A 22115-nucleotide genomic window follows, 5' to 3' on the forward strand; every position below is an offset into this window, starting at 1 on the left:
TTCAGACAAAATGGAGGCTATCATGGGAATTCAATTTGATTCGCAACAACGTATATTCCATCTTCAAAGCAATGAAACGAGTTATGTTATTCAACTGCTTTCACAGGGAATTCCTGCACATGTCTACTGGGGACGGAAGATCCGTTCCGGCGCGCTTGCGACGATTATCCAGCGGACAGAAAGATGCTCCTTCTCTCCAAGTCCTTTCCCGGACGATATGTCCGTGTCGTACGATACGCTCCTGCAAGAGTATCCTTCATATGGCGTTGGTGACTTCAGACATCCTGCCTATCAAATTCAAGATGGACAAGGGCATACAGCTTCTGAGGCAATATATGATACACACCGGATTTACAAGGGCAAACCATCTCTAGAAGGCCTGCCGTCAACTTATATAGAGCAGGAGAGTGAAGCTGAAACACTTGAACTGGAGCTGGTTGATCAAGCGATCGGCCTGCGGATTATTCTATCCTATACGGTATTTGAACATTTGAATGCCATAACCCGCTCTGTTCGGTTCATTAATGAGGGAAGCAATACGCTTAATTTGCTACGCGGGCTAAGCATGAGTGTTGATTTCCAGGGTTCCGACTATGATCTTCTGCACCTATCCGGCTCTTGGGCGCGTGAACGTTACATGGAGCGCAGAGCGCTGGCCTCCGGTATGCAGGGCGTGGAAAGCCGCAGAGGGGCAAGCAGCCATGCACATAATCCGTTCGTTGCGCTGCTCTCTAAAGGAGCTGACGAGGATCACGGTGATGTATACGGATTCAGCCTTGTGTACAGCGGAAGCTTCTCTGCACAGGCTGAGGTTGATCCGTACCGGACCACCCGCCTATCTATAGGGATTAATCCGTTTGACTTTAACTGGCTGCTGGTCGCAGGGCAGTCCTTTCAAACTCCGGAAGCGGTACTCGTCTTCTCACCAAGCGGTATCGGCTCCATGTCCAGAACCTTTCACAAGCTGTACCGGACCCGGCTATGCCGCGGTACCTACCGTGATCAGACCCGTCCGGTACTGGTGAACAACTGGGAAGCGACATACTTTGACTTCAATGCGGATAAAATCGAGAGTATTGCCCGTGCGGGAAGCGAGCTTGGGATCGAGCTGTTCGTGCTGGATGACGGCTGGTTCGGTCACCGGGACAATGACCGCAGTTCACTGGGAGACTGGTTCATTGATCCGAAGAAGCTGCCGGAGGGACTGGATGATCTGGCACGGCGTGTGAACAGCCTGGATATGAAATTCGGGCTTTGGTTCGAGCCGGAAATGATCTCTCCGGATAGTGAGCTATACCGCGAGCATCCGGATTGGTGCCTGCATGTGCCGGACCGCCGGCGGACAGAAGCGCGGATGCAGCTTGTACTGGACTTCTCCCGCGAGGATGTATGTAAGGCGATTGGCGACCGGATTGCTGATGTGCTTAGAAGCGCACCGATTACTTATGTGAAATGGGATATGAACCGTAATATGACCGAGATTGGCTCTGCGCTGCTGCCTGCGGAAAGACAGCGGGAAACAGCTCACCGCTATATCCTGGGGTTGTACCGTGTTCTGGAACGGATCACAACGGAGTTCCCGGACATCCTGTTCGAAAGCTGCTCCGGAGGAGGAGGACGCTTCGATCCCGGCATGCTGTACTACATGCCCCAGACATGGACAAGTGATAATACGGATGCCATCAGCCGTCTGAAAATCCAATACGGAACAAGTATTGTATATCCTCCTAGCTCTATGGGCAGTCATGTATCGGCGGTGCCGAATCACCAGGTGCATCGGAATACGTCACTTGAACTTCGAGGCCATGTCGCGATGTCCGGAAATTTCGGCTATGAGCTGGATTTGACGAAATTCACCAATCAGGAGAAGGAGACCGTGCGTAGTCAGGTAGCCCTGTATAAGGAATTGCGGCATCTTGTGCAGTTTGGAGAAATGTACAGATTGCTTAGTCCCTTTGAAGGCAATGAAACTTCCTGGTTGATTGCCTCAGAGGATAAGTCGGAAGCAGTGGTTATGTACGCCCGCGTACTTGCGGAGCCGAACGATCCGCTGCATGATCTCCGGCTGAAAGGGCTTGACCCGGATGCCGATTATGAGTGGATTGAAGGTGGGGGCATCTACGGCGGAGACCAGTTGATGTATGCCGGACTCCCGCTGCCAAGTCTGCACGGAGACTTCCAAAGCGTACTGTGGAGATTCAAGAAAGTCCAAAGTAACTAAGGTTGCGCCAAATGGTCTGCTTCAAAAAAATAAGCTGTGCGCTGGCAGGGGACGTTCCCCGTGCCGACGCACAGCTTTTTTATATTAAACACCCAGAAATTCAACGAATTCGTTGACTGGCTTCCGGTAACCGCGTGGTCTGATTTTATGCATGTTATCCTTACCGATGGTAATCAGCATGACAGGTACGAGATGATCCGGCAAGTTAAGGGTGGTTTTAACCGCTTCCGGATCAAAGCCGATCATCGGGCAGGTATCCCAGCCTTTATCTTTGGCGATCAGCATGAGCTGCATGGCGGATAAGGAAGCGTTGCGGATAGCTTCTTCACGCTGGAAAGTTTCATGACCGATGTAGGCGTTATTGATGGATTCGATCATTGAATCGTACTGTTCCTCGCTCATGGCTCCAAGCATTTTCAGACCGCCGTAAATCTCAGGTGCCTGCTTGTATGCATGCATATCGCCCAGTACAACGATGACTGCAGAAGCTGTATGGATTTTATATTGGCCATATGCTGCGCTGCGTACTTCTTCTTTTAGCTTATCATCACTAATGACCTTGTATTGCGCATGCTGCAAATTGTAAGCTGAGGGTGCCAGGCGTGCCAGGGAGAACATCTCCTCAAGCTCGGTCCGGGGAATCTTGATCCCCTCGACGAAATTCATAGCTGATCTGCGGGCTTGAACTAAATCTGTAAAAGTACTCATTAATAAAACCTCCATAGAGTCTATTTAGTGGTTAGTAATAATAAACAAGTGATATAAATTTATGTACTAACTATTTGTTACTACCTCAAGATAGCACAGTATGTTTCTTCCGTCAATGATGAAATACACGAAAATGATAGGACATGCTCATCATGTCCTTATTTTGGTATACTAGCGGGAGATTCACTACATGCTCGTTTAAGGGAGGATTCTGGATCATGGCTTTTAAGCAGAATGATATCATCCTGTTTCAAGGTGACAGTATCACCGATTGCGGACGCAATTACAGGGATCCGGGATCACTTGGTGTTGGATACGCTCTGATGATTGCCGGAAGCCTGGGTCATCTGTATCCGGAGAAGAAGCTTACATTCATCAACCGTGGCATCAGCGGCAACCGTGCCGTGGATCTTCAGGACCGCTGGGATAAGGATTGTCTGTCACTGAAGCCGGACTGGGTATCTATCTATATCGGAGTTAATGATACGTGGCGTCGATTCGATTCGGGAGAAGAAACCACACCCAAGCAGTTCGAAGCCTCCTACCGCGATTTGATTGAACGCACACGCAATTCCCTGGATGCCAAGCTAATTCTGGTTGAACCGTTTGTACTTCCAGTGCCTGAAGACCGCAAAGGCTGGCGTCGTGATCTTGATCCCAAAATACATATAGTACGCGAGCTGGCACGTGAGTATGGTGCAGTGCTGGTACCGCTTGACGGTCTGTTTGCCGCTGCCTCGGTAAAGGCAGAGCCTGCGTTCTGGGCACCGGATGGCGTACATCCGACTCCAGCAGGTCATGCGCTTATAGCTGATGCGTGGCTGAGAGCTGTAGGCGCAATAAATTGATCCATGAACAAGCAGCTCCAAGAGGGTAGCTTGGAGCTGCTTGTGTGAATTAATTTCCTCTGTCCATCAATAGACATCCCGTGAATATCTCTTCGTCTGCGACATCACTCGAACATAATCCTCTGCTTCATCCGCGTCCATCCCGCCATGCTGCTGAATGACCTTCTTTAGTGCGGTATCGACTTCTTTGGCCATCGTGTTGGCATCTCCGCAAACATAGAAGTGGGCACCTTCTGCAAGCCATGACCACAGCTCATTCCCATGCTCGATCATCCGGTGCTGGACATAGATCTTCTCAGGCTGGTCTCGTGAAAAAGCGGTGTCCAGACGATGCAGGAAGCCTTCCTGCTGGATGGCTTCAAGCTCATCCCTGAAGTAGAAATCACTTTCGGCACGCTGTTCCCCGAATATTAACCAATTCTTTCCCGTGGCCCCGATGGCTTGACGCTCTTGCAAGAAACCGCGGAAAGGACCGACTCCTGTGCCTGGCCCGACCATGATCATCGGCACATCCGGATTTGCCGGCGGGTGGAAATGGGGGGACTTTTGAATGAAAATTGGAATTTGAGTATGTTGCTTCGCTTGGTCTGCAAGGAATGTGGAGCATACACCCTTACGCGTGTGTCCATTGTATTCGTAGCGTACAGTGGACACTGTTACGTGAACCTCTTCCGGATTAGCTTTCGGGCTGGATGAAATGGAATACATCCGGGGCTGCATAGGTTTGAGTGTTGTAATGAATTCTTGCGCGCTGGTGGATACAGGGAACTCCTGAAGTAAATCTATAAGCTGACGCCCCCAAAGCCATTTCTGCAGTTGATTTTTGTTCTCTTTCTTTAAAAGTCCGCTGAGCAGACTGCTGCTAGCATGGTTCTGAATGAACTGAAGCATTCCAGGCGTTATACGACTAATCTCGAAGTGCCGGAGCAAAGCTTCTGCTAATGGCAATTCTCCATGTCCGCTTACCGTAACTGGAACGGAAGGCTTTAGGTTGATCGCTGCTAAGATCTCATTGATGAGTTCGGGACAATTGGTCGGCCATACCCCTAAAGCATCACCGGCTTCAAACTTCAAAGAGGTATCTTTAAGATTAAACACATAATGACGTGTCTCTTTCTCGGAGTTCTCTTTACTAAGAAGCCGATTGGTGAGAATTTGGGCGTGAACCGGGTGATCGCGGTCGTAACCGTTTTTTTGTGAAATTTCAAATGTAGGTGTAGTTTCAAATGCAGCTTTGGTTTCAGACGCCTGGTTTTCGAATGTAGCAGCTGTGGAAGAGAGTACTAGTGCCGGATTGTTTATAGCTTTCTCCAGTGCAGTTTCAATAGCTTTTGTCCACGATTCGACCTGCTCCTGATAATCCGTATCACAATCCACACAATCTAAGATCCGCCGTGCGCCAAGCTGTTCCAGACGAGTGTCCAGATTTCGTCCAAATCCACAAAATTGATCAAAGTTGGAATCCCCGAAGGCAAGAACGGCAAATTGAAGATTAGATAAAATGAGAGTAGTTTCTTTATTCAAGGACCGCCAAAAGTATTCACCGTTATCTGGAGGATCGCCAGCTCCGAAGGTGCTCGTAACGAATAAAACAAAGCGTTCGTTAGCAAAGTCTGCTAGGGGATATTCATTCATATTGACAAGTCTGGTCTCATGACCAGCTGCCTGAAGCTTTCTGGCACAGCCCTGAGCTGCGTCTTCTGCATTGCCGGTTTGTGAGGCCCAAAGTATAGTGACGGGTGTTTTTAGTTCTTTCTCCATTTGCGCTACAGGTGTGAATATATCCGGTGACACACTATTCACTGGATCAGGCAGATACGTTCGGGAGAACAGTCCGGCCAGCAAGCCATCCAGCCAAATACGTTTGGACGGTTCAACAGGTGCGGAAGGAGGAAGAACCGGAATGCCGGGTGATTGCAGCGATTCCTTAGTGCGCAGACTGGTTATGAGTCCGGAAACATATATTTTCTCATGATCATTCAGCGTCATAGGCTGAGATGTCTCAATTCCTAATAAGCTGGCGAGGGAATCCAATTGTGCCATACGCACTTCCTCCTTCTGTTTGGCAGTAGTTTCTGCTGAACGCTCCGTGGCGCGAAGTTTATCATCGACAGGCAATGTGAGATTGGATGCAGCTTGAACCGCAGCTTTAACGATCGAGACCGAGCAGTACTTGAATTCGGGTTGAAAGGATATGGGATCGATCGCATCGCTCGTGACGTCGTTTATCGCAAGATTGTCACCAAATAGATCATTCCAATGAAAGGGTGCGAAGCAATTACCGGGACGGACTCTATCGGTAATCACTGCTGGCAGGATAGCCAGCCCTCGTCGGGATCGAACTTCAACAAGGTCCTGATCTTGTATCCCAAATGTCGCGGCATCTTCGGCATGAACTTCAATAAAGGGACCTGGGGATAGCTTATTAAGCTTTGAAATCTTCCCTGTCTTGGTCATCGTATGCCATTGATGCTGCAGGCGGCCGGTGTTCAGCACTAATGGATATTCGCTGTCCGGCATCTCATCAGGCGGCAAATAAGGGCGTGCCAGAAATATTCCTTTACCGCTATCCGTTGGAAAAACGATTCGGGGGTGATGGCCATCCGCATCCACTTTAAGCGTCTGACTGACACCATTATTTAAATAGCGAATCGGATTTCGATCCGGGCTCCCTGGAGCGCAGGGCCATTGATAAGGAGATTTGCGCAGTAGCTCGTAGGAAGCGCCCCGGATGTCATATCCGGTTTTGGGATTCCAGGCTTGTTGTATTTCTTCATAGACTTCGGCCGAGGAGGTGTAGGAAAAACCGGAGGAGAAGCCCATCTCGCAAGCGACACGGGCGATAATCTGCCAGTCCGGCAGTGCTTCTCCAGGTGGCTCGACAGCTTTCTGCGCCAAGGTTAAATTCCGTTCGGAGTTAATCATCACCCCGTCACCTTCTGACCATAATGATCCAGGTAACATAATATCCGCATACCGATTGGTTTCGGTATCAAAGAAAGAGTCCTGTGTGATCACCAGTTCAGCTTTCTGTAAGCCGGCGATAACGTTTTTGCGATTAGGTACGGTAGCCACCGGGTTTGTACAAATAATCCAGCAAGCCTTTATGTCTCCTGCCCGCATACTCTCGAACATGGATATCGTACCATTACCAACCTCCGTCCTAAGGGTGCCTTGAGGTAGGTTCCAGAGGTTTTCAATAAAAATCCGATCGCTTTCGACCAGAACGGAACGCTGCCCGGGTAAACCGGGTCCCATATAACCCATCTCCCGGCCGCCCATGGCATTGGGTTGACCGGTGAGTGAGAAGGGGCCGCTGCCTGTTCGGCATATGGCCCCGGTAGCCAAATGCAGGTTGCAGATGGCATTCGTATGCCAAGTACCATGTGTGCTTTGATTCAGACCCATCGTCCAACATGACATCCACTCTGGCGACTCGCCGATCCAAAGTGCTGCCTGGCGAATATCTGCTTCGGGGATCCCGGTTATTTCGGCTACCTTATCTGGAGAATAGTCCTCCAGAAAGGCAACCATGTTCTCCCAACCCGAGGTGAACTCAGCGATGAATTCCGGGTCTGTATGTCCGTTTTTGAGTAACAAATACAAAATACCATTAAGTAAGGCGAGATCGGTACCAGGCTTAATCTGCAAATATAAAGTAGCTTTATCTGCGGTCGTAGTGCGGCGCGGGTCTACAACGATTAATTTGGCTCCAGCTTTGACGCGATCCATCACTCGAAGAAACAATATGGGATGGCAGTCAGCCATATTAGAACCGATGACAAAAAACAGGTTCGAATGTTCAATATCCTGATAAGAACCTGGAGGACTGTCAGAACCAAGCGAAAGCTTGTAGCCGCTGCCGGCACTAGCCATACATAAGCGTGAATTGGATTCGATTTGGTTCGTACGGACGAAGCCCTTGGCCAGCTTGTTGATCAAATACTGGGCCTCCAGTGACATTTGACCTGATACATAAAAGGACAGTGCATCAGGACCGTGTTTATCCAGGATCGTGCGAAGTCTTCGGGCTGTCTCAGAGATGGCTTCATCTATGTCAGCCTTGTACGGTTGTTCCTTTCGGGTGTTGCGGCTATACGCATATTCCATTCGCCCGGATTCTGTGATGGCTTCTGCGCAAGTGTTCCCTTTGGTGCACAATCTGCCGAAGTTGGCAGGGTGATCTTTATCCCCTGTGACTTTGACCACACGGTTACCGGACACCTCAAGCACAATTCCGCAGCCAACACCACAATAAGGACAGACACTTTTCACTTTTTTAGTTGTCATGTTGATTCACCGCCTTGGAAGTGCTTAAGTACAGTATCGTCTCTCTTAGTAGTTGATTCCGGAATCCGCTGAAGCCCATGACTTCTTCCAGGAGCGGGTGACTGCGTAGAACATAAGTGTTGTTATTAATACGATGCTTGCTACAACCAGAAACCCGGTTACGTGAGAGCCCGTCGATTCTTTTAAAGGACCCAGTATATATTTAGGCAGTAAATATCCTCCCAAACCGCCGGCTGCCCCGACAATTCCGGTTACAACACCAATCTCTTTAGAGAAACGTTGAGGAACAATTTGGAATACGGATCCGTTACCCATACCGAGGCAAGCCATCATCACACTTGTATAGAGAAGCATAACCAGGAATGAGCTTGGCATTGTAGCAATCGCGAACGCACAAACTGTAATTACGGTGTACAAAATACCCAAGAACCGCATTCCGCCAATCTTATCCGCGATCCAGCCACCTACAGGCCTAAAGAAGCTTCCGGCGATGACCGTAATCGTAACCAGGTATCCTACCTGTACTTTGCTAATACCTCCAGGATTAACAGCATCACCGTATACATCATAGAAGAAAATGCTGAAGTAGCTGGCAAATCCAACAAAACCACCAAAGGTAATGGCGTAGAACATCGAGAACCACCAGGTTTCCGCAAATTTGAATACGCCGAGATAATCTTTCAGGGTTTTAGGTGCAGGTGCATTAGGAGCGTCCTTGGCAAGGATGGCAAACACGATAAGTACAACGACCAAAGGGATGATGGCGAGGCCAAATACATTATGCCATCCATAAGTCTCTGCTAATTGAGGTCCGAAAAAGGTAGCAAGTGCAGTGCCGCTGTTCCCTGCTCCGGCGATGCCCATCGCCAGGCCTTGATATTGAGGAGGGTACCAGCGGCTGGCCAAGGAAAGTGAGACCGCGAAGCTTGCACCGGCAAAACCGAGCAAGAATCCGATGGATTGAACTTGGAGTAAGCTCGTTCCGCCGAGCCAACCCCAGAGCAGAGGGACCATCGTAAGGGTCATCCCGATAAGTCCTGCTTTTTTAGCACCGATCCGGTCAGCTAAGATGCCCATAGGTATTCGGAATACAGATCCGCCCAGAATAGGAATGGCAACCATCGTAGCTTTCTGAGTGTCTGACAACCCAAAATCCTTTGTGATAAAGAGGGATAAGGACCCACAAAGCACCCAAATCATGAAGCTAACATCAAAATAGAGAAATGCTGACAATAAACTTGGAGAGTGCCCTGATTTACGAAAACCTTTTGCTTCCATCACAAATTCCCCCTCTAATTGTTCGGACGAAAAAAGGCCGACTGACAGAATCCGCATACATGCGAATTAAGTGAATCGGCCCCATTGCCCATGTGCAGCCACGCCATCGTGACTGACTTTATTAAGTTTAGTGAAAAAAGAATCGAAAAGCTTACCTGTCTACTATGAATCACTTGGCTAGGGAAGACACATCATTGTGTTGCTCCAGCTAATGAATCTTAAGTGATACTATAAATACCTTTTACAAATGTGTCAATAAACATAACGTAAAAATTTTAAATATACGTTTTTTATGTGGATTTCATCTCTTTTGTGGGCATCTATGTTAAATAACATTACATGAATATTGAATTATTGGTGTGTATCCCGAATATAGTCGTGATAATGGACAGTGACTTTTATGAGGAAATAATGAATAATATTAATGGTAATAAATCACAGTATCTGCGGCCGGATATCAAAATTTTCAGCTGTAGAGTTGAATAGATGGGGTGGTTGTTATTAGGAGAAAATCATTGTTGATCGTACCAATTCTTCTAGTGATTATACTCAACGGATGCCAGAACGGATTCGGATTTATTAATTCCAATTGGCTGTCTGAGGTTTCTCTGACGTATCGCCAGATTAGCAGTGTGGAGAAGCAGGGAGAGCCTTTTGAGAGCAAAAGTTTTACGGATAAGGCTTTCCTTGATTTGATCTCGGATGCAATGAACCAGAGCAAAAAGTTAATGGGAGAATATGATTATGATGCGGATTACGAACTGCAGCTGGGATATAAGGATGGATATACTGAGAAGTATTTTCTGGCTCTAGGCAATGAGAATGGTTATAACGGCCTTCTGGGTACTTATGGTAAACGCAGTCAGACCTATAGAATTAAAGCGGAATACGCTGACAAGTTAAGAGATTACATCTACGGCAGAACGGGTGCGGCAGGAACAGACAAGGCAGAAACTTCCGTCACGGTTCACGGACAGATAACTCTTTCTCATAATGAATTGTTCCCGCTTACGGGTGATTCGCTTGATTTGGATCTCCGGCTTGTGAAGGGTGAGTACAGCGAGGATTGGATTACACCAGGCCCGCTTGCGGGCAGAAGCTGGAGCGGAGAGTTTCAACTGGTGGTAACTGATGATCGAGGGAAGCTTCTGAGCTCGTTCCCGCTGAGTGAGCATTTTACGGAGTCGCTATTGTTCCAGGATTTCTTTCAAATTCAATTTGATGATTATAACGGGGATGGCGATTTCGATTTCACGATTGGGCAATACGGAACGGGTAATGGATCGTTTGTCAGGCTATTCACACTTGGGAAGAATAATGTAATTCAGGAACTGAAAGTTGGAACGGGAGAGGAACTTTTTATCAGCAGTCCTGAACGATATTCCATGAAGCTTGAGAAAGTGGACGGCTACAGCTTTAAGAAAAGTTATTATGATAATGCATCGGGTGCGCAGGTAGAGCAGGTATACAGGTGGAACGGCACTGAATTTGAAAATACCAGCAAGTAAGTTAAAATTCATAACATGCCTAATTAGGGGGACTCCATTGTATAATAGAATAGCTGTTATTTCGGATATACATAGCAACAGCTTTGCTCTGGAGGCAGTGCTGAAGGATGCGTATTATAGAAATGCGGATCTTATTGTGAATCTGGGCGACGATCTCTTCGGACCGGTGGATCCTCTTGGTACGGCTAGAATTTTAATGCAGCAGCCTGAAATCATTAATATTTTGGGTAACTGTGACGAGCTTTTGCTACAAGAGAGTAGTGAATCCCTGTCTTACCTTTATGTTAAACCGCTGCTTGGAATTGTTGAGACGGGCTGGATCCGAAGTCATCTGAAGCTATGGAGTTATGACAATCTTTTGTTTTGCCATGGTACCCCATGGGACAATTCGCGGTATATGCTGGAGCAGATAAGTCCGGAAGGTGCTGTTTCTCTCAAGAATGCAGAACAATTGGCTTGGGAATTGCACACAATACAAGAACAGATCGTTTTTTGCGGTCACAGCCATGTTCCGGGAACTGCGGTTCTGCCTGACGGCAGGTCTGTTGTTAACCCGGGAAGTGTCGGACTTCCTGCGTATGCTGAGGAAATGCCGTATCCTCATATCATGGAATCCGGGACACCTTGTGCCAGCTATTGCATTTGTCGCAGAGCCGGAGAACTGAATGAGTGGAAAGTAGAACATATTTTGGTTGAGTACGGCTGGAATCAGGCGGCTGACCTTGCCGCAAGCCATGGCCGTCAGGATTACGCGGATGCGATCCGTACCGGTCGGGTTGCACCTGCATACTAACATCAATGAGAGATCAATCGAAGTGAAAGGGTTGTGAGACGATGATCAGCGCTACACCTAAAGATTTGGAAGGACTGAAGGCTGCCGGCAAAGTAGTGGGTTACACCATTGCTGAGATGAGGAAGGCTGTAAAGCCTGGTATGACAACGGGAGAGTTGGATAAGGTGGGGGAAGAGATTCTGAAACGCTTTGGTGCAAGCTCGGCTCCTAATAAAACGTATGAATTCCCGGGCTGGACCTGTATCAGTGTGAATGAAGAGGCAGCCCATGGGATTCCCGGTTCAAGGGTGATCCAAGCGGGGGATTTAATCAATATTGACGTGTCCGCTGAGCTTAACGGTTATTACGGCGATGCCGGGGTTTCTTTTCAACTGCCGCCTTATACCGAGAAAATTCAGCATTTGTGCCGCAGTACAGAAGAGACCATGATGAGTGTTATCAACCACCTGAGAGCGGGAATGAAGGTGAATGAGATCGGCAGAGTGATGGAGCTGGAAGCCCGCAAACGCGGGTATAAGGTGGTCCGTAATCTGTGCAGCCATGGAATCGGAAAGTCACTGCATGAGAAGCCGTTTGAGATTCTACCATTCTATAACCCCCGCGTACAAACAGTGCTGAAAGAGGGGCAGGTCATCACGGTTGAACCTTTCCTGTCTACTGGAGCAGAGTACGTAGAGCAGCAGAGTGATGGTTGGACGCTTAGTGTGGCAGATGAAAGCCGCGTCGCTCAGTGCGAGCATACAATTATCGTTACAAAAGGCAAGCCGATTATATTGACGAGCGCTTAAGCAGGGACTGCTTCAGCCGGAAGAGATGGGGACCTTTATGAAGATTGTCCTGACCCGTAAAGAATTTGAACATCTGGACCATGATACGCTTGCTTGGAGCTGCATAGCACATATTGCTCAAGCGCTGCGCGGCAAGGATCCCGAGACTAAGAATGAAGTATACCGCTGGCTCAGTCCTGGGCAGCAAGCGGCATTTCTCTTCTATGCCTTTCACAATCATATCCACTCCCCGGCTGAAATCTATGGGTTCACCGTTTATTTCATCGCTGATCTTCAGTCCTGGCCGGCATTGAAGGGCCATGTTGCCGGGCTGGAAGATCCCCGGATGACAGAAATTTATAGCAGACTGGAATTGCTCGCCGAAAGCAGCAATCGCCTGCCTGATGGGTCTTGGAAGGATGCTGATCTGAGCGATTTGGAACGGAACGGAGAGCTTGCTTCGACGGCGGCGGAGCTTTATGAGAAATATACGGCAGCAGCTCCTCATACGATTGCTTTAATAAATGCTTATGTGCAGTGTAACCCGGAGGAATTTGTAAGATGGGAATGAGAGACGTGGCCAATACTGCGGATTTGGAGCAGAGAGTCAATAAGATTGAATGTTGGGGCCAGCTTGAAGATGAACTGATGAAGGCAAGCCACCTGCCCGGACCGAGGGCTAATCTGGCGCTTGCAGGCAACTTTGCGGATCTTTACGCCCGTGTTGAGGTAAGTGATACCGCTTGGAAGCTGCTGGTTACCTGGGCGGCCATCAAGGATTGTGAAGCGCAGACGGGTGATCCCCGCGAATTCTTGCCCTTTTGTGCGGTGTGTGCCTGCGGCACCTATTATGGATTTGCAGCGGAGGACCATAGAGACGAGATTCGGCAGATTCTCCGCTCCGCCATGAATGATTCCAGGTGGCGGATGCGCGAGGCGGCGGCTATGACATTGCAAAGCATTGGGGAACGTGATTTCACACTCCTGAAAGCGCTGCTGGATCACTGGCGGCAGCAAGCCAATCCCTTGGAGCAGCGTGCCTTTATTGCAGCACTGGCCCATCCGCCGCTTCTGAAGGACAATGAAGTCTGCTTGTACAGTTTGATTCTCGCGGATGAGATTATGGAGGGCCTACGCTCCTCTGAAGAACCTGGGGATGCAGAACATACTAAAGTATTAATTAAAGGGCTGGAATACGGCCTTAGCGTCCTCGCTGCAGATGCGCCGGAGGAAGGTTTTGCGCTGCTGCGGAAATATGCGGAGAGCGGCGATGTCAGATACATTAAGATCGTGAAGAGCAATCTAGGCAAAACCCGGCTGAGTAAAAAATATGCTTCTGAGGTCTCTGCCATTCTCACAGGATTGACAAATGTGTAGAATGTAACTAGTATAGTTGCAACTACTAACGGCAGAAGATTAAAGGAGAGGTTCACATGAACATCAGCACTCGGTTCGCGGTAGCTATTCATATACTTACATTGATTAATAGCAATAAAGAGGGCAAGAGCACCTCGGAATGGATAGCCGGAAGTGTCAACACAAATCCGGTGGTCATCCGCAGGATTACAGGTATGCTTCACAAAGCGGGACTGGTCGAAGTCCGTCCAGGGGTTGCAGGTGCGAAGCTAAGCCGCAGTGCCTCAGAGATTACGCTGCTGCAAATCTATAAGGCGGTTAATGCGGTAGAAGCAGATTCGCTATTCTCTGTGCATGAGCACCCGAATCCATCGTGTCCGGTGGGGAAGAACATCGCCGGAGCTATCGTTCCGGTCTTCTCGCTTGCCCAGCAGGCGATGGAGAATGTTCTGCAAGGGGTAACGCTGGAGCAGATCGCCAATCAAGTACCAGCGCTGTAACCGCTTGTGCCGGCATATCATCTAAGACTGGAACGTGAATCAAGCGTTCCGGTCTTTTTTGGATAGAGCAGGGATTGGAGGATGAATATTGAATTTGTAGTGAATTGAAAATGTGCATGCGTCATTATAGGGGAGGTGGACTATATTTATGAGCCGAAGAACAACGGGAGTCTTTTTCATTGGTATTGCCGCTTTTTTGTACGGAATCCGATATCTTAGTGCAGCTGTATATGGTTCAGGTTCTATGGGTTGGAATGAAACCATGTTTCAGAATCTGCTGGATTATGTCGGGAGGGCGCCGTTAGTATTAAGCGTGCTATCTTTAATTGTCGGTGTTATTTATTTGATGGCAGCGGAATTCGGAGAGTCCTTGAAGGCGGGAATGCAGAAGGCGAAGGATAACTGGAACGCGGTGGAACCGGGGTTTGAGAAGAACCAGGAAGCAGATGCGGACAGCAGCAAGTAATCACACACAGGACGCGGAGGATAAATACATGACACCTATAGAAATGCTGGATGTTTTTGATGAACAAATGGGTTGGACCGGAACGGACAGCCGTGACAATGTACATAGAAAAGGCTTGTGGCATCAGACCTTTCACTGCTGGGTAATTCACCCTTGGGAAGGGGAGGGCGGGAGTCTGCTGTTTCAGCTTCGTCATCCCGATAAGGAGACTTATCCCGGGCTTCTGGATATCTCTTGTGCCGGCCATTTGCAGGCGGGGGAAGCTGTGCGGGACGGGGTACGCGAGCTGAAGGAAGAGCTGGGACTGGATGTTCCTTTTGAGGAGCTGATTTTTTGCGGCATGAACGCGGAAGAAGTAGTCCTCTCCGATACCTACATTGACCGGGAATTCAACCATGTCTTTATTTATAAGACGGATAAGCCGCTAAGCGAGTACCATTTTCAAAGAACCGAGATTTCGGGGTTGTACCTGGTAAAGATCAAGGACTACCGTGACCTGCTGAACGGCGATATCGAATCCGTATGGGTTGAAGGCATTGCTTCAGATGAAAGCGGACAGGTGGTTCGGCCCGACCAAAGGCGGATTCAAAGAGATGATTTCACTCCAAATTCCGATGATTATTACCGGATTCTGTTCGATTTTCTGGAAAAAGAGCAGCTCTTGTAAAAACACATAAGGAGGTCTCCTATGGAAGACGTAATTACTTACTACAACCAGTATGATGAAGCATCCAGAATTACTACGGACAATGCCCGAAAGCTTGAATTCATTACAACTATCCATACGCTGGATGCGTCTCTTCCGGCTGATGCTGAAATCCTTGACTTGGGCGCGGGGACGGGAGTCTATTCTTTCTATTACGCGGAGAAAGGGCATGCAGTAGTGTCCACGGATATTACTCCGAAACATGTAGAAATCATCCAGTCCAGAATTGAAGCAAGCGGACTCGCTAATATCAGCGCCGAAATTGCCGATGCCACAGATCTTTCCCGCTACGAGTCGGCTAGCTTTGATGCTGTATTCTGCCTGGGCCCGATGTATCATCTGAAAGCTGCAGTGGACCAGAACAAATGCATCAGTGAATGTATGCGGGTTCTGAAACCGGGCGGTATTCTGGCTGTTGCTTATGTGAATAAGCTTTTTCTGCTTCCGCATCTGGTTAGAGGCAACCCGGCATTCATGAATGAAGCTTGGGTAACGCGGATTCTGGATGAAGGCATGATCCATGCATCGGATGAGGACTGCTTCTGGACGGATGCCTGCTTCCATACCCCAGAGGAAATGGAGGCACTTATGGACGAATTTCAAGAAGTGGTCAAGATGACACATGTCGCTACGGACGGAGTAGGGGTGCTTATGCACGACACGATCAACGCTCTGGATGAGGAAAAGTACAAAGCCTGGGTGAATTACCATCTGAGAACCTGTGCCGAGCCCTCCATACTGGGAATCAGCAATCACGGCATGGTTCTCTACAGGAAGAACAGCGGTTTATAAGCGGAGAGGGGAGGAATTCCTTTGAGAACGATAGCGGTCATCGGCGGCGGAGAGATGAAGGATCTGGAGACCCTTGAGATTGACCGTGAAATTGTAGCCCTGACCGGAAAGGAAACGCCGAGGGCTTTGTTTATTCCCACTGCCAGTCATGATGCTGAAGGCTATTGCGATACTTTTAATAAAGTCTATGGGGAACTGCTGGGCTGCCGGACCGAGCATTTATTGCTTGCAACCCGCAGTTATACTCTTGAAGAGCTTAGGGAAACCATTATGTCCGCAGATCTCATCTATGTAGGCGGGGGCAACACCCGAATGATGCTGGAGATCTGGCAGAATACTGGTGTAGACACCCTTCTAAAAGCTGCGTATGAATCAGGAGCTGTATGCTCAGGTATCAGTGCGGGATCAATCTGCTGGTTCGAATATGGTCAAAGTGACATCGAAATGTACGAATCCGGCGACTCACGAAATTATATGATGCTGGAAGGGCTGGGTCTGCTGAAAGGGGTTCACTGCCCGCATTACAATGAGGATACTCGGGCACTGAATTTCATCCGAATGATGCTGGATCGGGATCAGACAGGGATTGCGGTAGATAATCATTGCGCCGTTGTCATCAGGGAGAATGAATACAGGGTAATCTCTGTGCAGGATGGGGCTAAGGTCTACCGGATCAGCAACACTCCAGTAGGGGTGAACACGACTGAAATTCTGCCACATAATGACTTTAGACCGATCAAGGAATTGTACATAGGTTAAGACAAAGAACGATATATTAAAAGGATAAATCATGCTGACGGCTAACTGGTCCGGCATGATTTATTTATTTTTGCTGCGTACTGCAAGATATATCCCAATTGGTAATTGACAAACTTCTAGTGTGTTACTATACTAAATATAGTTAAAGTGTAACTAACGTTGTTACAAATATTGAATGTTTTGAAATATGAAGCGAAGAATAACGCTTAACTGATTATAATACGGGAGGGAATTATATGAGTGCTGCTGTTACATTACATCAGGATGTTGAATTGGGTTTAGTTCAGATCCGGGTGAGCAATCTGGAACGTTCGCTCGCTTTTTATCAAAATGTCATTGGGCTGCAAATTCTGCGGCAAAGTGAGCGTGAGGCAGAGATGACCGCGGACGGGCACAGTGTGCTGCTGATTCTGCGTGAAATCGAAAATGCCAAGGTGCTGCGGCGGAATTCTGTGGCCGGATTGTACCACTTCGCCATTCTGGTGCCGGACCGTCCGAGCCTGGGGCTCGTGCTCCGCAATCTGATTGACTCAGGTATACACGTCGGTCAGGGGGATCATCTGGTCAGCGAGGCACTGTACATTCAGGATCCTGACGACAATGGAATTGAGCTGTACCGTGATCGTCCGAAGGATACTTGGAAGAAGGATGGGGAAGGGCATGTCGTGATGACAACCGATCCTGTTGATGTTGACGGACTCTTGGCTGCTTCCGAAGGTCTGCCATGGAATGGACTTCCTGCGGGCACCGTTATCGGCCATGTGCATTTCCATGTAGGTGATTTAGGTAAGGCTAAGGCATTCTACGTAGATCTGCTTGGCTTTGAGCTTATGGCCCATTATGGGGACGCGGCGATGTTCATCGCGGCTGGGGGGTATCATCACCATATCGGCCTGAATGTATGGGCGGGTCAAGGGGCTCCGGCAGCCCCCGCAGATGCCCCTGGAATTGATTATTTCACCCTGCTGCTGCCGAACGAAGAAGAGCGTACTGCTCTTGTGGCGCGTGTGCGTCAGGCGGGATATTCTGTAGAGGATGTGGATGGTGAGCCTGCCCTTAAGGATCCGTGGAACATCGGCATTCGGCTCGTTATTAAATAAATCATTAGTTCACTATCTATAGGTAATAGTTCAGCAAGTCCCCGGTCATAGCCGGAGACTTGCTTTTTTTGCTTATATAAGTTACTCCGGCGAAGTCCTAAGGTCTCTCCAGTGCTAACTCAGCTATCCTGCGGTTAGCATCGCCTCTGTACAATCCGCCGTGATAGCAAATGACAGTCTCGATGTCATAATCCGCAAGCGCGGCTAATGAGCGGAGTGCGGTGTCCGGGTCCGGTGTTGCCCTTGGGTCAGGGCCGTGCAGCTTGCCGTCCTGAACCGTTAACGCATCGGCTGCGATAAGCGTCTTGCTGCCGGGATGATAGAGGCTCAAGTGGCCCGGACTATGCCCGGGTGTATGAATAATCCGGGCTCCGCCGGCGAGCGGAAGTTCGTCCCCTCCTGCGATCAGGCGGTCGACTCTTCCTTTTGGAGGGTGTGACAGTACGTACATGAACTTGCGCCGCCATTCCTCCGGCACATGAGGTGGCAGCATGGCTTCCGCAGCAGCTAGGGCCTCAGGCGTATGCTTTAGCAGCATAAGCCCCCCTTGAATATACGGCTTTTCTTTTTCATGCGCCAGAACGGTTACCGGCTCTGTGCAATCCTCCAGAATAGCGTTCAGACTTCCGATATGATCCAGATCCTGATGAGTGATTAGAACCGAATTCAATCTGGACCAGGGTACCTGAGCAGCCTGAAAGGCAGATTTGAATGATTCCAGCAGCCCGGGGTAACCGGTATCTACCAGCAGGGCGCTGTGTTCATCATAAAGCAGCGTAGGATATAGGGTATCTGTTCCCCCCATGACCTGTACCGAAATCTCTAACATTTCGATTCCTTTGGCAATATGCATCGTGTTCCCTCCAGTGGTTATTGTGAAAGAAGCTAATGCACATCATACCGGAATCGAAAATGCAGATCAATAGTAAAATATTATATTATACCATAAAAATAATTGTTTGTCAATAAACAGATTGCCGATATCTCAGTGAATATTTTGTTTCATTTCGCTGTTATTTAGGTAGCGCTTTGCCGCAATCCGTCAATCTACGTTATACTTGTGCCAATACATAGAGATGCTGGGAGGAATATTCATGACGAAGATAACTGCGGCGGGACTATCTTTTGCCGAGATTAAGGAAGAGCAATTGCCTGAAGTGCTGGAGATTTATAATTATTATGTATTGAACACTACGATCTCATTTCATACCGAACCTTTGACCTTAAGCGAAATGCGGCAATCCGTTCTCAGCGGTGATTCAAGGTTTAAGTCCTACGCTATCATGCAGGATGATCAGATGCAGGGCTATGTGCTGATTGCCAGACATAAGAACAAGCAGGCCTATGATACTTCAGGGGAGATTAGCATCTATCTGAAGCCGGATTGTACAGGTAAAGGAACGGGGGAGCAGGCACTGCGTTTTATTGAGCAGAAGGCTGCTGAACTGCAGTTCCATGTGCTGGTGGCCACCGTATGTTCGGAGAATGAGCGCAGCCGTCAGCTTTTTACAAGGAACGGATATGAGCAAAGTGCTTATTTCAAGGAAATCGGTTATAAGTTTGGGAGAAGACTGGACATCGCCAGCTACCAGAAAATCATCGGAAATGCTCATTAGGCGGGATGGTCATATCATAAAATACCCAACATTTCATAGGTATATTTATCATGTGTAATGTGAAGAAATGTTGAAAAAATGTAAAGAAATTTCGGGATTAGGGGTTGCTTTTCCTGTATTGACCTTCACTTTCATGTATAATTTAAGGTGATAAGGCACTTGTTAAGTGTCAATAATATAATACATCCGTCAATACAGGATATCTCCTCATGAAAGAGAGAAGTGACTCTATGAAATCAATCGCTTGGGTTACCGACAGCACCAGTACCCTTGATCCCGAGTTTGCCAAAAATAATCATGTATACATTGTTCCGCTGCGGCTTATCGTGGGCAATGACTGCTATAAAGAGAACATTGAAATTACACCCGATGAATTTTATGAAAAAATGCGCCATAATGAGCATGTAGGCAGCTCCCAGCCGCCGATCGGTGAATTTATTGAATTGTATGAATCACTTAAGGACAAGTACGATGAGATTATCGCCGTGCATTGTTCGTCAGAGCTCAGCGGAACGTATAACACGTCTCTGCAGGCTGCGGATATCGCCGAGGTTCCAGTGGTGGGGATCGATTCCAAGGTAGGCGCTTATCCGATCCGGGAGATGATTATGCGCGGTATTCACTGGCAGAACATGGGCCTCTCCGTCCGCGAGATCAAAGAACGCATTGAGAATATTATTCAAAATATGTCCTTTTACCTGCTTCCTACGAGTCTGTCGCAGCTTCACCGCAGCGGACGGGTATCGGGCTCCCAGCTTGTTCTGAGCCAACTGCTGCGAATTCATCTCCTGCTTAAGTTTGACCAAGGCAAGGTTATTGTGGATGAGAAGATTCGTACCTTCAAGAAATCCAAGCAAAGACTGTTGGATATTCTGAAAAAGGATGTTGAGCTCGTTAAAGAGGTATGTATCATGCACGCGAACAACATGGAAGAAGCGCTGATTATGGAGAAGGAGATCAAGGATATGGCGCCTGCTCTGCGCACGGAGATCATGACCTTTGTTCCTGTCGCGGGTATTCATGCTGGAGAAGGTACACTTGCTTTGGCCTGGATCAAGAATAATAGCATGAACAGCGTATTCGCATAATACAATGAAACGTCCGCCCGTCAAGGTAACCAACCTTTGACGAAGCGGACGTTTTTTTTGTAGCAGGTCCTTCCTGAGTGAAGGGGGCTTTATGCATTTTTCCGGCGGAACATCTGGCCCAGCACCTCGCTGAGGACAAGTCCTGCGGCGATAGCACCCGACAGCAGGAGAGCCTGTGTGCCGATTTGCACAGCCTGCGGATAGTCATTCTCCACGAACTTCCGCATGGCATCGTAAGCCATTCCACCCGGAACAAGCGGAATAATTCCGCCGACACTGAAGATAATAACCGGCATCTTGAAGGAGCGGGCGAAGATCTGGCTGATGATACCTACCACGACTGTAGCCCCGAAAGTAGCGGTAACGATCTCCCATTCCCGGTCAAGCTGCAGATATACAATCCAGCCGATCATGCCGGCAAGTCCGCACTGCAGCAGTGCCTGCCTCGGGGCATTGAACAAAATGCAGAAAGTTGAAGCGGCTATAAAGCTGGTAATGAGTTGTAACATCATGAACGGCAAACCTCTTTCACGTAGGTGATTAAAATAGCGACAGCACAAGCCCGATGCCGGTACCTATCGCAAAGGCGGTCAGAAAAGCATCAGCACCTTTGGATAACCCGGAGACGAGATGTCCGGCCATCAGGTCACGGACCGCATTGGTGATCAGCAGTCCCGGTACCAGCGGCATGACAGAGCCGATAATAATTTTGTCCATTTCCTGGCCGATCAAATATTTGACGGAGAAGAAGGCGAGCAGCCCAATCAGGAACGATGCGGTGAACTCTGCGAAGAACCGGATCTGAACGACGCGGTGCAGGTAGGTTACCGCCGTATATCCAAGTCCGGATATAAACAGGGCCGGAAGGGCGTCCCATAAGCTTCCCTGGAACATTATTGTGAAGCATGCACCTGTCAGGGCAGCCGCAGCAATCTGCAGCCATACCGGGTAGGCATGCGCAGCATCATCCACCTCGCTAAGGCGTTCCCGGGCTTCTGCCGCGGTTATCTGGCGATCGCTCAGGCGGCGGGAAATATCATTTACCTCCGAAACCTTCTGCAGATCTGTTGTTCGCTCCGCAATCCGGTACAGCTTCACCGGCTCCGTTCTGCTGGTAGTGAACATGATTACCGTCGGCGTTACATAGCTGTGTGCTCCCGGGAATCCGAGCGAGGCCGCCATGCGTGACATGGTATCCTCGACGCGGTAGGTTTCCGCGCCGCTTTGCAGCATGATTTTGCCGGCTAGCAGGCACAGGTCAATGATTTCATAAGTTGAGGTGTTGCCATTATTGCTGTTCGTGCCGATACTATCCAACT

Annotated in this window: 21 protein-coding genes; 15 read left to right on the top strand and 6 right to left on the bottom strand. The window is 48.7% G+C overall.

Annotated elements, in window-relative coordinates:
* The first annotated feature begins 22 nt into the window (after positions 1-22).
* The gene (locus tag ACAN55_RS16145; protein ID WP_379134833.1) at positions 23-2221 is read left to right on the top strand and encodes an alpha-galactosidase; all 2199 of its coding nucleotides are present in this window, start codon (positions 23-25) and stop codon (positions 2219-2221) included.
* 84 nt (positions 2222-2305) lie between these two features.
* Here ACAN55_RS16145 and ACAN55_RS16150 read toward each other — a convergent pair whose 3' ends face one another.
* Positions 2306-2929 (bottom strand): nitroreductase family protein, encoded by a 624-nt coding sequence (locus ACAN55_RS16150; RefSeq protein ID WP_379134836.1) that lies wholly within the window; start codon positions 2927-2929, stop codon positions 2306-2308.
* 218 nt (positions 2930-3147) lie between these two features.
* Between ACAN55_RS16150 and ACAN55_RS16155 the strand changes: the two genes are divergently transcribed.
* On the top strand, positions 3148-3777 hold the full coding sequence (locus tag ACAN55_RS16155) for an SGNH/GDSL hydrolase family protein (protein ID WP_379134839.1): 630 nt from the start codon (positions 3148-3150) through the stop codon (positions 3775-3777).
* Positions 3778-3843: 66 nt separating this feature from the next.
* Here the strand turns inward: ACAN55_RS16155 and ACAN55_RS16160 are convergent, their stop codons facing one another.
* Both ACAN55_RS16160 and ACAN55_RS16165 read right to left on the bottom strand, forming a co-directional pair.
* On the bottom strand, positions 3844-8067 hold the full coding sequence (locus ACAN55_RS16160) for a sulfite reductase subunit alpha (RefSeq protein WP_379134842.1): 4224 nt from the start codon (positions 8065-8067) through the stop codon (positions 3844-3846).
* Between the two features lie 45 nt (positions 8068-8112).
* On the bottom strand, positions 8113-9345 hold the full coding sequence (locus ACAN55_RS16165) for a nitrate/nitrite transporter (protein ID WP_379134845.1): 1233 nt from the start codon (positions 9343-9345) through the stop codon (positions 8113-8115).
* Positions 9346-9860: 515 nt separating this feature from the next.
* Here ACAN55_RS16165 and ACAN55_RS16170 point away from each other — a divergent pair.
* The 11 genes from ACAN55_RS16170 to ACAN55_RS16220 all read left to right on the top strand — a co-directional run bounded on the left by ACAN55_RS16170 (position 9861) and on the right by ACAN55_RS16220 (position 18092).
* Positions 9861-10853, top strand: a complete 993-nt coding sequence (locus ACAN55_RS16170; protein ID WP_379134848.1) for a YhfM domain-containing protein — start codon at positions 9861-9863, stop codon at positions 10851-10853.
* 37 nt (positions 10854-10890) lie between these two features.
* On the top strand, positions 10891-11646 hold the full coding sequence (locus tag ACAN55_RS16175) for a metallophosphoesterase family protein (protein WP_379134850.1): 756 nt from the start codon (positions 10891-10893) through the stop codon (positions 11644-11646).
* A 41-nt stretch (positions 11647-11687) separates the two neighbouring features.
* A complete protein-coding gene (map, locus tag ACAN55_RS16180; protein ID WP_379134853.1) occupies positions 11688-12434 on the top strand; it encodes a type I methionyl aminopeptidase in 747 nt (248 codons plus the stop codon).
* Positions 12435-12459: 25 nt separating this feature from the next.
* Entirely contained in the window at positions 12460-12984 is a 525-nt protein-coding gene (locus ACAN55_RS16185; RefSeq protein WP_379134856.1) for a hypothetical protein, read from the top strand.
* On the top strand, positions 12975-13790 hold the full coding sequence (locus tag ACAN55_RS16190; RefSeq protein ID WP_379134858.1) for a HEAT repeat domain-containing protein: 816 nt from the start codon (positions 12975-12977) through the stop codon (positions 13788-13790). Before ACAN55_RS16185 ends, ACAN55_RS16190 begins: the two co-directional genes overlap by 10 nt.
* A 56-nt stretch (positions 13791-13846) precedes the next feature.
* Positions 13847-14269 carry an Rrf2 family transcriptional regulator gene (locus ACAN55_RS16195; RefSeq protein ID WP_379134861.1) on the top strand — a complete coding sequence of 141 codons (423 nt, stop codon included), beginning with the start codon at positions 13847-13849 and terminating at the stop codon, positions 14267-14269.
* 148 nt (positions 14270-14417) lie between these two features.
* A complete protein-coding gene (locus tag ACAN55_RS16200) occupies positions 14418-14735 on the top strand; it encodes a hypothetical protein (RefSeq protein ID WP_379134863.1) in 318 nt (105 codons plus the stop codon).
* A gap of 28 nt (positions 14736-14763) precedes the next feature.
* Positions 14764-15402 (top strand): NUDIX hydrolase, encoded by a 639-nt coding sequence (locus tag ACAN55_RS16205; protein ID WP_379134865.1) that lies wholly within the window; start codon positions 14764-14766, stop codon positions 15400-15402.
* Between the two features lie 21 nt (positions 15403-15423).
* On the top strand, positions 15424-16233 hold the full coding sequence (locus ACAN55_RS16210; RefSeq protein WP_379134868.1) for a class I SAM-dependent methyltransferase: 810 nt from the start codon (positions 15424-15426) through the stop codon (positions 16231-16233).
* Between the two features lie 21 nt (positions 16234-16254).
* The gene (locus ACAN55_RS16215; protein WP_379134871.1) at positions 16255-16992 is read left to right on the top strand and encodes a Type 1 glutamine amidotransferase-like domain-containing protein; all 738 of its coding nucleotides are present in this window, start codon (positions 16255-16257) and stop codon (positions 16990-16992) included.
* A 236-nt stretch (positions 16993-17228) separates the two neighbouring features.
* Complete coding sequence (locus ACAN55_RS16220; protein ID WP_379134875.1) at positions 17229-18092, top strand: VOC family protein; 864 nt, start codon at positions 17229-17231, stop codon at positions 18090-18092.
* A gap of 97 nt (positions 18093-18189) precedes the next feature.
* On the opposite strand, the gene ACAN55_RS16225 is transcribed toward ACAN55_RS16220, so the two are convergent.
* Entirely contained in the window at positions 18190-18945 is a 756-nt protein-coding gene (locus ACAN55_RS16225; RefSeq protein ID WP_379134879.1) for an MBL fold metallo-hydrolase, read from the bottom strand.
* Positions 18946-19186: 241 nt separating this feature from the next.
* On the opposite strand from ACAN55_RS16225, the gene ACAN55_RS16230 reads away from it, so the two are divergent.
* Both ACAN55_RS16230 and ACAN55_RS16235 read left to right on the top strand, forming a co-directional pair.
* Positions 19187-19708 (top strand): GNAT family N-acetyltransferase, encoded by a 522-nt coding sequence (locus ACAN55_RS16230; protein ID WP_379134883.1) that lies wholly within the window; start codon positions 19187-19189, stop codon positions 19706-19708.
* A 209-nt stretch (positions 19709-19917) separates the two neighbouring features.
* On the top strand, positions 19918-20796 hold the full coding sequence (locus ACAN55_RS16235; protein WP_379134886.1) for a DegV family protein: 879 nt from the start codon (positions 19918-19920) through the stop codon (positions 20794-20796).
* Positions 20797-20885: 89 nt separating this feature from the next.
* Here ACAN55_RS16235 and ACAN55_RS16240 read toward each other — a convergent pair whose 3' ends face one another.
* Positions 20886-21308 (bottom strand): threonine/serine exporter family protein, encoded by a 423-nt coding sequence (locus tag ACAN55_RS16240; protein ID WP_379134889.1) that lies wholly within the window; start codon positions 21306-21308, stop codon positions 20886-20888.
* Positions 21309-21336: 28 nt separating this feature from the next.
* On the bottom strand, positions 21337-22104 hold the full coding sequence (locus ACAN55_RS16245; protein ID WP_379134927.1) for a threonine/serine exporter family protein: 768 nt from the start codon (positions 22102-22104) through the stop codon (positions 21337-21339).
* Between the last annotated feature and the right edge of the window lie 11 nt (positions 22105-22115).

It is taken from the genome of Paenibacillus oryziterrae (assembly GCF_042610485.1).
Lineage (GTDB): Bacteria > Bacillota > Bacilli > Paenibacillales > Paenibacillaceae > Paenibacillus_AQ.

What these genes read in the sequence shown, in the direction of transcription:
- ACAN55_RS16220 (WP_379134875.1), top strand. Translation starts at nt 17,229, where the DNA reads ATGAGTGCTGCTGTTACATTACATCAGGATGTTGAATTGGGTTTAGTT.
- ACAN55_RS16195 (WP_379134861.1), top strand. Translation starts at nt 13,847, where the DNA reads ATGAACATCAGCACTCGGTTCGCGGTAGCTATTCATATACTTACATTG.
- ACAN55_RS16210 (WP_379134868.1), top strand. Translation starts at nt 15,424, where the DNA reads ATGGAAGACGTAATTACTTACTACAACCAGTATGATGAAGCATCCAGA.
- ACAN55_RS16155 (WP_379134839.1), top strand. Translation starts at nt 3,148, where the DNA reads ATGGCTTTTAAGCAGAATGATATCATCCTGTTTCAAGGTGACAGTATC.
- ACAN55_RS16145 (WP_379134833.1), top strand. Translation starts at nt 23, where the DNA reads ATGGGAATTCAATTTGATTCGCAACAACGTATATTCCATCTTCAAAGC.
- ACAN55_RS16165 (WP_379134845.1), bottom strand. Translation starts at nt 9,345, where the DNA reads ATGGAAGCAAAAGGTTTTCGTAAATCAGGGCACTCTCCAAGTTTATTG.
- ACAN55_RS16205 (WP_379134865.1), top strand. Translation starts at nt 14,764, where the DNA reads ATGACACCTATAGAAATGCTGGATGTTTTTGATGAACAAATGGGTTGG.
- ACAN55_RS16160 (WP_379134842.1), bottom strand. Translation starts at nt 8,067, where the DNA reads ATGACAACTAAAAAAGTGAAAAGTGTCTGTCCTTATTGTGGTGTTGGC.
- ACAN55_RS16185 (WP_379134856.1), top strand. Translation starts at nt 12,460, where the DNA reads ATGGGGACCTTTATGAAGATTGTCCTGACCCGTAAAGAATTTGAACAT.
- ACAN55_RS16200 (WP_379134863.1), top strand. Translation starts at nt 14,418, where the DNA reads ATGAGCCGAAGAACAACGGGAGTCTTTTTCATTGGTATTGCCGCTTTT.
- ACAN55_RS16225 (WP_379134879.1), bottom strand. Translation starts at nt 18,945, where the DNA reads ATGCATATTGCCAAAGGAATCGAAATGTTAGAGATTTCGGTACAGGTC.
- map (WP_379134853.1), top strand. Translation starts at nt 11,688, where the DNA reads ATGATCAGCGCTACACCTAAAGATTTGGAAGGACTGAAGGCTGCCGGC.
- ACAN55_RS16150 (WP_379134836.1), bottom strand. Translation starts at nt 2,929, where the DNA reads ATGAGTACTTTTACAGATTTAGTTCAAGCCCGCAGATCAGCTATGAAT.
- ACAN55_RS16230 (WP_379134883.1), top strand. Translation starts at nt 19,187, where the DNA reads ATGACGAAGATAACTGCGGCGGGACTATCTTTTGCCGAGATTAAGGAA.
- ACAN55_RS16240 (WP_379134889.1), bottom strand. Translation starts at nt 21,308, where the DNA reads ATGATGTTACAACTCATTACCAGCTTTATAGCCGCTTCAACTTTCTGC.
- ACAN55_RS16235 (WP_379134886.1), top strand. Translation starts at nt 19,918, where the DNA reads ATGAAAGAGAGAAGTGACTCTATGAAATCAATCGCTTGGGTTACCGAC.
- ACAN55_RS16190 (WP_379134858.1), top strand. Translation starts at nt 12,975, where the DNA reads ATGGGAATGAGAGACGTGGCCAATACTGCGGATTTGGAGCAGAGAGTC.